The 12,027-nt window shown below is 71.2% G+C and carries 10 protein-coding genes; 8 read left to right on the forward strand and 2 right to left on the reverse strand.

All coding sequences use genetic code 11. The features are described from left to right. Nucleotides 1-176 precede the first annotated feature (176 nt). The 6 genes from ACF9IK_RS22055 to ACF9IK_RS22080 all read left to right on the forward strand — a co-directional run bounded on the left by ACF9IK_RS22055 (nucleotide 177) and on the right by ACF9IK_RS22080 (nucleotide 7,291). Nucleotides 177-1,232: a BMP family lipoprotein gene (locus ACF9IK_RS22055; RefSeq protein ID WP_395295859.1), complete on the forward strand. Its 1,056-nt coding sequence runs from the start codon at nucleotides 177-179 to the stop codon at nucleotides 1,230-1,232. Nucleotides 1,233-1,435: 203 nt separating this feature from the next. Then, nucleotides 1,436-3,094: an ABC transporter ATP-binding protein gene (locus ACF9IK_RS22060; protein WP_395298646.1), complete on the forward strand. Its 1,659-nt coding sequence runs from the start codon at nucleotides 1,436-1,438 to the stop codon at nucleotides 3,092-3,094. A 4-nt stretch (nucleotides 3,095-3,098) separates the two neighbouring features. Then, nucleotides 3,099-4,256 carry an ABC transporter permease gene (locus tag ACF9IK_RS22065; protein WP_395295860.1) on the forward strand — a complete coding sequence of 386 codons (1,158 nt, stop codon included), beginning with the start codon at nucleotides 3,099-3,101 and terminating at the stop codon, nucleotides 4,254-4,256. Continuing rightward, on the forward strand, nucleotides 4,253-5,518 hold the full coding sequence (locus ACF9IK_RS22070) for an ABC transporter permease (RefSeq protein ID WP_395295861.1): 1,266 nt from the start codon (nucleotides 4,253-4,255) through the stop codon (nucleotides 5,516-5,518). Before ACF9IK_RS22065 ends, ACF9IK_RS22070 begins: the two co-directional genes overlap by 4 nt. Further along, nucleotides 5,515-5,916: a cytidine deaminase gene (locus tag ACF9IK_RS22075; RefSeq protein WP_395295862.1), complete on the forward strand. Its 402-nt coding sequence runs from the start codon at nucleotides 5,515-5,517 to the stop codon at nucleotides 5,914-5,916. The genes ACF9IK_RS22070 and ACF9IK_RS22075 overlap by 4 nt, the downstream gene beginning before the upstream one ends. Nucleotides 5,917-6,013: 97 nt before the next feature. Further along, nucleotides 6,014-7,291, forward strand: a complete 1,278-nt coding sequence (locus tag ACF9IK_RS22080; RefSeq protein ID WP_395295863.1) for a thymidine phosphorylase — start codon at nucleotides 6,014-6,016, stop codon at nucleotides 7,289-7,291. A gap of 30 nt (nucleotides 7,292-7,321) precedes the next feature. On the opposite strand, the gene ACF9IK_RS22085 is transcribed toward ACF9IK_RS22080, so the two are convergent. After that, nucleotides 7,322-7,876 (reverse strand): Uma2 family endonuclease, encoded by a 555-nt coding sequence (locus ACF9IK_RS22085; RefSeq protein WP_395295864.1) that lies wholly within the window; start codon nucleotides 7,874-7,876, stop codon nucleotides 7,322-7,324. Nucleotides 7,877-8,083: 207 nt separating this feature from the next. Continuing rightward, nucleotides 8,084-9,442, reverse strand: coding sequence for an MFS transporter (locus ACF9IK_RS22090; RefSeq protein ID WP_395295865.1), 1,359 nt, complete (start codon nucleotides 9,440-9,442; stop codon nucleotides 8,084-8,086). A 108-nt stretch (nucleotides 9,443-9,550) separates the two neighbouring features. On the opposite strand from ACF9IK_RS22090, the gene ACF9IK_RS22095 reads away from it, so the two are divergent. Both ACF9IK_RS22095 and ACF9IK_RS22100 read left to right on the forward strand, forming a co-directional pair. After that, nucleotides 9,551-10,516: a LysR family transcriptional regulator gene (locus tag ACF9IK_RS22095; protein ID WP_395295866.1), complete on the forward strand. Its 966-nt coding sequence runs from the start codon at nucleotides 9,551-9,553 to the stop codon at nucleotides 10,514-10,516. A 248-nt stretch (nucleotides 10,517-10,764) separates the two neighbouring features. Then, the gene (locus ACF9IK_RS22100; RefSeq protein WP_395295867.1) at nucleotides 10,765-11,913 is read left to right on the forward strand and encodes an adenosine deaminase; all 1,149 of its coding nucleotides are present in this window, start codon (nucleotides 10,765-10,767) and stop codon (nucleotides 11,911-11,913) included. Nucleotides 11,914-12,027: the final 114 nt, after the last annotated feature.

Raw genomic sequence — 12,027 nt, forward strand, 5'->3', positions numbered from 1 at the left:
GCCGGGCCAGTACCAAGCACCGTTCGCGTACCGGGAAGGAGCGCCGGGTGAGCCGTGAGACCACGGTTTGATAACAACCCGAATGCTCCGGCGGCCCGTAACCCAACCGTGTTCTACGCGCGTTACGGTGGCGTCCGACCACGCTAAACGGGTGCGTGTGAGAAGGAGATATTCCCTTGCGCCGTTCAACTAAGCTCGCCGCGGTTGTGCTCTCGGGTTCCCTGGGCATGGCCTCGCTCGCCGCTTGCGGCGCAAAGAGCAACGACACCACCGCTTCCTCCGGATCCTCCGAAGGTGGCATCAAGGTCGGCATGGCCTACGACATCGGCGGCCGTGGCGACCAGTCGTTCAACGACTCCGCCGCCCGTGGCCTCGACAAGGCCAAGGCCGACCTCGGCGTCACCGTCACCGAGGCCGACGCCAAGACCGGCGAGGCCGAGGCCGACAAGGAGACCCGCCTCAAGAACCTGGTCACCGCCGGCTACAGCCCGATCATCGCGGTCGGCTTCGTGTACCAGTCCGCGGTCGAGAAGGTCGCCAAGGAGAACCCGAACACCAAGTTCGCGATCATCGACTCGGCCTCCGACACCCAGCCCGCGAACGTCACCTCGCTGACCTTCTCGGAGCAGGAGGGCTCGTACCTGGCCGGCGTGGCCGCCGCGCTCAAGTCCAAGGCCAAGCACATCGGCTTCATCGGTGGCGTGCAGTCCGAGCTGATCAAGAAGTTCGAGGCCGGTTACGTGGCCGGCGCCAAGTCGGTCGACCCGAACATCAGGATCGAGACCACCTACCTGACCACGCCCCCGGACTTCTCCGGCTTCAACTCGCCCGACAAGGGCAAGGAGGCCGCGCAGGGTCAGCTGGACAAGGGTGCGGACGTCATCTACTCCGCGGCCGGCTCCTCCGGCAACGGCGCGATCGAGGCCGTCTCCAACAAGCCGGGCGCCCTGGCCATCGGCGTCGACTCCGACCAGGCCGCCCAGCCGGCCCTGGCGAAGTACAAGAACGTCATCATGACCTCCATGGTCAAGAACGTCGACAAGGCCGTCTACGCCTACATCGAGTCGGCGAAGAAGGGCTCCGTCTTCACCGGCGTGAAGAACTTCGACCTGAAGGCCGACGGCGTCTCGCTCGCCACCACCGGCGGCAAGATCGACGACATCCAGGGCAAGCTCAACGACGCCGCCACGGCGATCAAGAGCGGCGCCACCACCGTCCCGACCGCCCCGTAAGGCGCGCCCGGACGTCGCTGCCGCTGCCACCTGCCCGGCAGCGCGATGATTGACGCAGCATCAGGGAGGGGCCCGGAAGGGTGCGCTCAGTGCGTACCCCCGGGCCCCGTCCCGTCCCCCCACCGTTTTCTCTTTTGGCCCTCCAGCGCAACGTCGCGCCTCCAGACCACCAGGAGATCGCCATCACCGCATCCGACCCCGCCCTGAACCAGGGCGGTACCCCCAGCGCGGGGACGGCGACACCGGCCGTCGAACTGCGCGGCATCACCAAGCGCTTCCCCGGCGTCGTGGCCAACCACGACATCAACCTGACCGTCCGCACCGGTACGGTGCACGCGCTCATGGGCGAGAACGGCGCCGGCAAGTCGACGCTGATGAAGATCCTCTACGGCATGCAGAAGCCGGACGAGGGCACCATCGCGATCAACGGCGAGCAGTGCGAGTTCAACACCCCGGGCGACGCCATCGCGCGCGGCATCGGCATGGTGCACCAGCACTTCATGCTGGCCGACAACCTGACCGTCTGGGAGAACGTCGTCCTCGGCGGCGAGCACATGCACGGCATCGGGGCCAAGGCCAAGGCGAAGATCAAGGAGATCTCCGACCAGTACGGCCTGGGCGTCCGCCCGGACGCCCTGGTCGAGGACCTGGGCGTGGCCGACCGCCAGCGCGTCGAGATCCTCAAGGTGCTCTACCGCGGTGCCCGGATCCTGATCCTCGACGAGCCGACCGCCGTGCTCGTCCCGCAGGAGGTCGACGCCCTCTTCGACAACCTGCGCGACCTCAAGGCCGAGGGCGTCACCGTCATCTTCATCTCGCACAAGCTGCACGAGGTGCTGTCGGTGGCCGACGCGATCAGCGTCATCCGGCGCGGCACCACCGTCGGCGACGCCGACCCGAAGAGCGTCACCGCGCGCCAGCTCGCCGAGCTGATGGTCGGCGCCGAGCTCCCCTCCCCGGAGAGCCGCGAGTCCACCGTCACCGCCACCGAGATGCTCGACGTCCAGGGCCTGCGGATCGCCAAGACCGACGCCGAGGGCATCGAGCGCGTGGTGCTGGACGACATCTCGCTGCGCATCCACAAGGGCGAGGTCCTGGGGATCGCCGGTGTCGAGGGCAACGGCCAGGCCGAGCTGGTCGAGGCGATCATGGGCATGCTCCCGCTGGACGCCGGCACCGTCACGCTGGACGGCAAGGACCTCTCCGGCACGATGACCCGCGCCCGCCGCGAGGCCGGCATCGGCTACATCCCCGAGGACCGCCACCGGCACGGCCTGCTGCTGGAGGCCCCGCTCTGGGAGAACCGGATCCTCGGCCACGTCACCGAGACCCCGAACTCCAAGGGCGTGCTGCTCGACCCGGCCGGCGCCCGCCGCGACACCCAGCGGATCGTCGAGGAGTACGACGTCCGCACCCCCGGCATCGAGGTCACCGCGGCCTCCCTCTCCGGCGGCAACCAGCAGAAGCTGATCATCGGCCGCGAGATGAGCCACGCCCCCAAGCTGCTGGTCGCGGCGCACCCGACCCGTGGTGTGGACGTCGGCGCGCAGGCGCAGATCTGGGAGCACATCCGGACCGCCCAGCGGGACGGCCTCGCGGTGCTGCTGATCTCCGCCGACCTCGACGAGCTGATCGGCCTCTCCGACACCATCCGGGTGATCTACCGCGGCCGTCTGGTCGCCGATGCCGACCCGGCCACGGTCACCGCGGAGGATCTGGGTACCGCGATGACCGGTGCCGCCCGCGGCCACATCGAGTCCGAGCCGGAGGCCGTCGAGGAGTTCCACGCGACGCTGACCGAGGGCACCGAAGCGTCCGACACCCCCACCGACACCGCCGACGACCCGCAGGCGGGGGAGTAGCCACATGACCAGTACCACCCCCGCCGCCAAGAGCTCCCTGGCGCAGCGGTTCAACGTCGAGAAGATCGTGCTCGCCCTCGCGGCGCCGGTGCTCGCCGTCATCCTCTCCGTCGCGATCTGCTCGGTCCTGCTGGCGACCTCGGGCAAGAACCCGTTCGACGCCTGGGACGTGATGGTCACCTTCGGCACCAAGGCCGACGGCCAGGTGCTGATCCTCAACCGGGCCACCACGTACTACCTGGCCGCCGCGGCCGCCGCGTTCGGCTTCCGGATGAACCTCTTCAACATCGGTGTCGAGGGCCAGTACAAGGTCGCGGCGCTGTTCGCGGCCTACGTCGGCAGCCAGATCGACCTGCCGTCGTTCATCCAGATCCCGCTGCTGCTGATCACCGCCATGCTGGTCGGCGGCCTCTACGCCAGCATCGCCGGCCTGCTGAAGGTCTACCGCGGCGTCAGCGAGGTCATCTCGACCATCATGCTGAACGCCATCGCGATCGCCATCGTCGGTCTGCTGCTCGTCCCCGGCATCTTCGCGCCGGAGAAGGGCGGCACCACCAACGCGATCCAGACCGCCCCGGTCTCGGAGTCCAGCCACTTCTTCGCGCTCGACACCAACGGCGGGCCGCTCTACGGCTTCCTGTTCATCGCGATCCTGGTCGGCGTGGCGTTCCAGTTCACCCTGACCCGCACCCGCTTCGGCTTCGACCTGCGCGCCACCGGCCGCTCGGAGTCCGCGGCCACCGCGTCCGGCGTGAACGTCAAGCGCATGGTGATCGTCTCGATGCTGGTCTCCGGTGCGCTGGCCGGCCTGATCGGCCTGCCCGAGCTGCTGCAGAACTCGTACTACTTCGGCCAGAGCTTCCAGCCGGGTCTCGGCTTCCTCGGCATCTCGGTCGCCCTGCTCGGCCGCAACAGCCCGATCGGCATGGCCTTCTCGGCGCTGCTCTTCGCCTTCCTGGACACCACCGGCGCGCTGCTGCCCAACCAGGGCGGCTTCCCGCAGGAGATCGTGCCGGTCATGCAGGGCACCATCGTCATCTGTGTCGTCGTCGCGTACGAGGTCGTGCGCCGCTACGGCCTCAAGCGCCAGCAGCAGCGGGTGGGCGCCGAGCTCGCCGCCCAGGCCGCCGCGGCCAACCAGAAGAAGGAGGTGTCGGCATGAGCACCGCCACCGCTGCCCGTGCGAAGGCGCCGGGCGCTCCGGCCAAGAAGCACAAGATGTCCTGGCCGGTGGTGCTGCTGCTGATCGCCGGCGCCCTCGTCCTGTTCTCCGCCGTCGGCATGATCACCGACAACCACTCGCTGACCTCCTCCGGTCAGGTCACCGCCGCGCTCAGCGCCGCCGTGCCGATCGGCATGGCCGGTCTGGGCGGTCTCTGGTCCGAGCGGGCCGGCGTGGTCAACATCGGTCTCGAAGGCATGATGGTCGCCGGCACCTTCTGCGGTGCCTGGGCCGGCTTCCTGGTCAACCCGTGGGTCGGCCTGCTGGCCGGCATGCTGGGCGGCGCGCTCGGCGGTCTGCTGCACGCCGTCATCACCGTCACCTTCGGCGTCGACCACATCGTCTCCGGTGTCGGCATCAACCTGCTGATCCCCGGCATCTGCGCGTACGTCAACCGGATCTACTACAAGGACTACATCGCCGACGGCGCCGGGGCGAACCAGTCCCCGCCGGCCGATCCGCTGCCGTACATCACCATCCCGGGCCTCTCCTCGGGGCTGAAGGACATCGAGGCCCACCACTGGTTCCTGGTCTCCGACGTCGCCGGCGTGCTCGGCGGCCTGGTCACCAACATCTCGGTCCTGGTGCCGCTGGCCGGCGCACTGATCGTGGCGAGCTACTTCGTCCTCTGGCGCACCGTCTTCGGCCTGCGCCTGCGCTCCTGCGGTGAGAACCCGACCGCGGCCGAGTCGCTGGGCGTCAACGTCTACAAGTACAAGTACTACGCGGTCATCGCCTCGGGCGCCTTCGCCGGCCTCGGCGGTGCGTACCTCTCGCTGGTCGCGGCGCACTTCTACAAGGACGGCCAGACCCTCGGCCGAGGCTTCATCGGCCTCGCGGCGATGATCTTCGGCAACTGGATGCCCGGCGGCCTCGCCATGGGCGCCGGCCTGTTCGGCTTCACCGACAGCCTCCAGCTGCGCGACCCGGAGTCGGTGCACGTGCTGATCCTGGTGGTCGCCATCGCGATGGCGCTGCTCGCGCTCTGGAACGTCTACCGCCGGAAGCTGACCTCCGCGGCGATCACCCTCGTGGTCTCCGGCGGCCTGTTCGCCTGGTACTTCACCACCGACCAGGTGCAGCGTCCGCTGATCGTGGCCACGCCGTACGTGATCACCCTGGTGGTGCTCTCGCTGGCCTCGCAGCGCCTGCGGCCGCCGAAGGCCGACGGCCAGATCTACCGCAAGGGCCAGGGCAAGTGACGTCCGGAACGGCCTCGCAGGTCGACTGGGAGCGGCTGCGCGCCGCGGCGCTGGAGGCGATGGGCCACGCCTACGCCCCGTACAGCAAGTTCCCGGTCGGTGCGGCGGCGCTGGTGGACGACGGCCGCGTGGTCACCGGCTGCAACGTGGAGAACGCCTCGTACGGGCTCGGCCTCTGTGCCGAGTGCGGGCTGGTCTCCGCGCTGCACGCCGGCGGCGGCGGCAGGCTGACCGCGTTCACCTGCGTGGACGGGGAAGGCCGGCTGCTCATGCCGTGCGGCCGCTGCCGCCAGCTGCTGTACGAGCACGGCGGGCCGGAACTGCTGGTCGAGCTGCCCTCCGGGGTGAAGCCGATGAGCGAGGTGCTCCCCGACGCGTTCGGGCCGGAGCGGCTCTAGTCTGTCTCTCTGTTACGCGCGTAGAGTGTCGCGAGTGGGCCGAAACCCGGCCAGCTCGCGACACTCTTCGCTTTTTGAACCCCTCTTGGAGCAAGCCATGGACGCCATCTCCGTCATCAGGACCAAGCGCGACCGCGGAGAGCTGAGCGACGCTCAGATCGACTGGGTCATCGACGCCTACACCCGCGGCGAGGTCGCCGACGAGCAGATGTCCGCGCTGGCCATGGCGATCCTGCTGAACGGCATGCAGCCGCGCGAGATCAGCCGCTGGACCGACGCGATGATCCGCTCCGGCGTCCGGATGGACTTCTCCTCGCTGCCGTTGCCCACCAGCGACAAGCACTCCACCGGCGGTGTCGGCGACAAGATCACCCTGCCGCTCGCCCCGCTGGTCGCCGCGTGCGGCGCCGCCGTCCCGCAGCTCTCCGGCCGCGGCCTCGGCCACACCGGCGGCACCCTCGACAAGCTGGAGTCCATCCCCGGCTGGCGCGCCCTGCTCTCTAACGAGGAGATGATGGACGTCCTGCGCTCCAGCGGCGCCGTCATCTGCGCCGCCGGCGACGGCCTGGCCCCGGCCGACAAGAAGCTCTACGCGCTGCGCGACGTCACCGGCACCGTCGAGGCCATCCCGCTGATCGCCTCCTCGATCATGTCCAAGAAGATCGCGGAGGGCACCGGCGCGCTGGTCCTCGACGTGAAGGTCGGCTCCGGCGCCTTCATGAAGAACCTGGACGACGCCCGCGAGCTGGCCCGCACGATGGTCGGCCTCGGCACCACGGCCGGCGTCAACACCGTCGCCCTGCTCACCGACATGTCGACCCCGCTCGGCCTCACCGCGGGCAACGCGCTGGAGGTCCGCGAGTCGGTCGAGGTGCTGGCCGGCGGCGGCCCGGCGGACGTCGTCGAGCTGACCCTCGCGCTGGCCCGCGAGATGCTCGCCGCGGCCGGCGTGCACGGCAAGGACCCGGCCGACGCGCTGCGCGACGGCTCCGCGATGGACCACTGGCGCCGGATGATCGCCGCCCAGGGCGGCGACGTGGACGCCGCGCTGCCGGTCGCCCGCGAACAGCACGTCATCCCGGCCCCGGCCTCGGGCGTGCTCACCAGGCTGGACGCCTACGCGGTGGGCGTCTGCGCCTGGCGCCTCGGCGCCGGCCGCGCCCGCAAGGAGGACCCGGTGCAGGCCGGCGCCGGCGTCGAGATGCACGCCAAGCCGGGCGACACCGTGGTGGCCGGCCAGCCGCTGCTGACCCTGCACACCGACACCCCGGAGCGCTTCGAGTACGCGATCGAGGCCCTGGCCGGCGCCGTCGAGGTCTCCCCGGCCGGCACCGCGTTCACGCCGAACCCGATCGTGCTGGACCGCATCGCCTGAGCGGCGTGAGGCCTGCTCACGTACGCCTGCTCAGGCGTACGTGAGCAGACCACCGGTGTCGATGCTCCAGGGGCCGACGGCGATCCCGTCGCCGAACACGAACTTCTCGCGGGAGTCGTAGCCGGGTTTCGAGTGCACGATTCCGGTGCCGGTGCGGGGGTCGACGAGCAGGTAGAACGGGATGCCCATGGCCGCGTAGTCGCGGACCTTGTCCCGGTAGTCGTTCTCGGGGTTGGACTTGGAGACGATCTCCACGGCGAGCAGTACCTCGTGCGGGAGCACCGCCCGCTGCTCGCCCTCCAAGGTTGCCTCGGGGAAGACCATCAGATCCGGGCTCCGCAGCCGGCCGAGCCCGGCGTCCTCCAGGTCCGCACCGTGGTAGGCGATGTAGCCGGGGTGAGTGGTCGGCAGCTGCGCGTTCAGCTGGCGGGCGATGCGTAGCACGGCGAGTTCGTGCCGCTTCACCGGCGACATCATCATGATGATCTCGCCGTCGGCGATCTCGACCTTCCCTATCCCCGGAACCTGCGGCAGCTGATCCGCGATCGCGCGCAGCCGGGCGTACACAGCAGGATCGACGCTCATGATCTGGAGTGTATCGACGTACGCCGACGGCCGGGCGGCTCTCACCCCGCCGCGGTGAGGGCGAGCTTCAGGAAGTCCTCGGGGCCTCGCGGGTCGGGTCGCGGCCGACCGGGAGGATGCTGCGGCGGATACCTGACGTGGAGCGTCGGGTATCCGCCGGGCGGTCACGACTTCGGCAGGTCGGTGTTGTTGCGGTGGCGTGGCCGGTCAGTGCACCGCGGGAACGGCCCGCCGCGCGGCGTGGGCCTGGCGGGTGGCGTAGAGGGTGACCGCGGCGGCCACGGTCATCGCGGCGAGGCCGACGGCGGCCGCGCCGGACCAGCCGGTGGAGTGGTAGGCGTCGGCGCCGACCGTGCCGCCGAGGCTGTTCCCCAGGTAGTAGGCGATCAGGTACAGCGCGGAGGCCTGGGCACGACCCTCGGTGGCGGTGCGGCCGACGGCCGAGGAGGCGGTGGCGTGGCCGGCGAAGAAGCCGGCGGTGATCAGCACCAGGCCGAGCAGGGCGCCGACCAGCGAGTCGGTGAGCGAGAGCAGCAGCCCGGCGGCGGTCACACCGATCGCCACGTAGAGTGCGCCCCTCCGGCCGAGACGGCCGGAGAGGCGTCCGGCGGCGGCCGAGGTGCCGGTGCCGACCAGGTAGACGACGAAGATCGAGGCGGCCACCGACTCCGGAAGCTGGAACGGCGCGGCGATCAGCCGGTAGCCGACGGTGTTGTACACCGCGCCGAAGACGGCCATGAAGAGCAGCCCGAGTGCGTAGAGCCGGACCAGCAGCGGGTTGCGCAGGTGCCGGCCGACCGTGCGGGCCAGGGCACGGGTGTCCACCGGGGCCGGGGCGAAGTGCCGGGCGGCCGGGATCAGCAGCCGGAAGGCGAGCACCGCGGACAGGGCCAGGGCGGCCGAGGCGGCGAGGCCCCAGCGCCAGCCGAAACCGGCCGCGACCCAGCCGGAGAGCAGCCGGCCGCCCATGCCGCCGATGCTGTTGCCCGCCACGTACAGGCCCATCGCGGAGGCCAGTGCGGACGGGTGGACCTCCTCTGCGAGGTAGGCCATCGCAGTGGCGGGCAGCCCGGCGAGCGCGGCACCCTGGAGGGCGCGCAGCACGACCAGGGTGGTGAGGTCCGGGGCGAACGGCAGCGCCAGCGCGAGCACGGAGGCGGCCAGCACGGAGGCGGTCATCACCGCGGTCCGGCCGTACCGGTCGGAGAGCGCGCTGGCCGGGAGCAGGGCGAGCGCGAGGCCGAGGGTGGCGGCGGAGGCCGTCCAGCTGGCCTGGCCCGGGGTGAGGTCGAGATCGGCCGAGAGGATCGGCAGCAGGCCCTGCGTGGAGTAGAGGAGGACGAAGGTCGCGATGCCGGCGGCGAAGAGCGCGAGGTTGGCGCGGCGGAAGGCGCGCTGCCCGGGGCGGAGCCTGCCGTCGGCGGCGGTGGTGCCCGGCAGCGGCCGGGTGAGACCCGCCGGCCGCGTGTGCGGGGACGGCTGGATGCGGGCGGCGGCGGTGTGCGGGGACGGCTGGGTCAGGGCATCCGGAGTGACCACGGATGCCCCGGTACTTGAGGGCTGCATGGCTCCGACGTTAGGCCCGTCGCGGTTGATGCGTCCAATGCATGAACAGCCGATAATGCATACCGGAGTGCATGAGTAGAGGTCGGCGAGGGGGAAGGTGGCGCGGAGATGGCCGAGGGTGGACCGGAGCCCGAGCTTCCGCACCGGTTGGCCGAGTTGGGGCCGGAGCTGCCGGCCGCCCGACTCGCCCCCGGGCTGGCTCAGTTCGCGGCCGTGGCGCGGCTGGAGCACGTGACGCAGGCGGCCGCGCTGCTGGGCATGCCGCAGCCGACGCTGTCGCGTTCGGTGGCCCGGTTGGAGGCGGAGCTGGGGGTGGACCTGCTGGCCCGTCAGGGCCGGACCGTCCGGCTGACCCGGGCCGGCCGGCTGCTGCTGGCCTCGGTGGAGCGGGCGCTGGCCGAGGTCGAGCGCGGTACGGAGGCGGCCCGGGCGGAGGCGGACCCGGCCACCGGGCGGGTGGCGTTCGGCTTCCTCCACACCATGGGGACGGACGCCGTCCCGGCGCTGCTGCGCGACTTCCGGGCTGCGTACCCGCAGGTGCGGTTCCAACTGGTGCAGGACTACGTCGGCGCGATGCTGGAACGGCTGCGCGCCGGAGAGCTGGACCTCTGCCTGGTCGCGCCGGTGCCGGACGACGATCCTGCGCTGGTGGCACGGCGGTTGGACGAGCAGCGGCTGCACCTGGTGGTGCCGGCCGACCACCGGCTGGCCGGCCGGCGCCGGATCCGGCTGGCCGAGGTGGCCGAGGATCCGTTCGTCGGGCTGGAGCGCGGTTACGGGCTGCGGGCGATCACCGACGGGTTCTGTGAGGAAGCCGGGTTCGCGCCGCGGATCGCCTTCGAGGGGGAGGAGGCGGAGACGCTGCGCGGCCTGGTCGCGGCCGGGCTGGGAGTGGCGCTGCTGCCGCCCGCGCTGGTGCCGCGGCCCGGGGTGGTGGAGCTGGAGGTCACGGCGCCGCGCACCCGGCGGGCGATCGGCCTGGCCTGGGCGGCGGGCCGGCCGGCGACTCCGCCGGTGGCGGCGTTCCGGGACTTCGTCCTGTCGCGGCGGGGGCGGCTGCTGGAGCACGACTGAGCGGGGTGGGGCCGGGGCGCTCCGGGGGTGGGGCCGGGGTGGCAGCCACTCCGGCGCGGGGAGCGGCCGGAAGCGGTGACTGCGCGCGGCTTCGGCTGCGGCGCAACCGCCCGGCGGCCGGACTACCGGCCGGTAGGCCGGCCGGTAGCGAGCGGGTTCGTCCGATCGGTGGAATTACCGGTGCACATTGGCCGAACCCTCCGTGTGGACGGTGGCCTGTCTACGCGCGTAGGAGCTACACTCCCGCAATGGAGAAGCAGATCCCTGTCACCACCGCGGGCACCGGCCCCCGGATCCCCACCCCCGAGCAGATCGTCCGCGCCCCCAAGGTGCTGCTGCACGACCACCTGGACGGCGGGCTGCGCCCCGAGACCGTGGTCGAGCTGGCCGCCGCGGTCGGCTACGAGGGCCTGCCCACCACCGACCCGAAGGAACTCGGCGAGTGGTTCCGCGAGGCCGCCGACTCCGGCTCGCTGGTCCGCTACCTGGAGACCTTCGCGCACACCTGCGCGGTCATGCAGACCCGCGAGGCGCTGATCAAGGTCGCCGCCGACTGCGCCGAGGACCTGGCCGCCGACGGTGTCGTCTACGCCGAGGTCCGCTACGCCCCCGAGCAGCACCTGGAGGGCGGTCTGACCCTGGACGAGGTCGTCGAGGCCGTCCAGGAGGGCTTCCGCCTCGGTGAGCGCAACGCGCGCGACGCCGGCCACCGCATCCGCGTCGGCACCCTGATCACCGCGATGCGGCACGCCGCCCGCTCGCAGGAGATCGCCGAGCTGGCCAACCGCCACCGCGACAGCGGCGTGGTCGGGTTCGACATCGCGGGCGCCGAGGCCGGCTACCCCCCCACCCGCCACCAGGCCGCCTTCGACTACCTCAAGGGCGAGAACAACCACTTCACCATCCACGCCGGTGAGGCCTTCGGCCTGCCGTCGATCTGGGAGGCCCTGCAGTGCTGCGGCGCCGACCGGCTCGGCCACGGCGTGCGGATCGTCGACGACATCACCGTCAACGAGGACGGCAGCGTCGAGCTCGGCCGACTGGCCGCGTACGTGCGCGACAAGCGCATCCCGCTGGAGATGTGCCCCACCTCCAACCTCCAGACCGCCGCGGCCACGTCGTACGCCGAGCACCCGATCGGGCTGCTCAGCCGGCTGAAGTTCCGGGTGACGGTCAACACCGACAACCGCCTGATGAGCGGCACCAGCATGAGCCGGGAGTTCGGCCACCTGGTGGACGCCTTCGGCTACACCCTGGGCGACATGGAGTGGTTCACGGTCAACGCGATGAAGTCGGCGTTCCTGCCGTTCGACGAGCGGCTGGCGATGATCAACGACGTGATCAAGCCGGGCTACGCCGAGCTCAAGGCGGAGTGGCTGTTCAGCAGCGGCTCCTGAGGTCGTGCGGTGGCCGGTGCCGGAGGGCGTCGGCCCACGCCGACCCGAACGCCTGGACGGATGAACGCCGTTTTACCGCAGGTGAGTTGGCGTTCATCCGACTACCCACTCGTG

The sequence above is a fragment of the Kitasatospora hibisci genome, from assembly GCF_043950205.1.
GTDB classification, from domain to species: Bacteria; Actinomycetota; Actinomycetes; order Streptomycetales; family Streptomycetaceae; genus Kitasatospora; species Kitasatospora hibisci.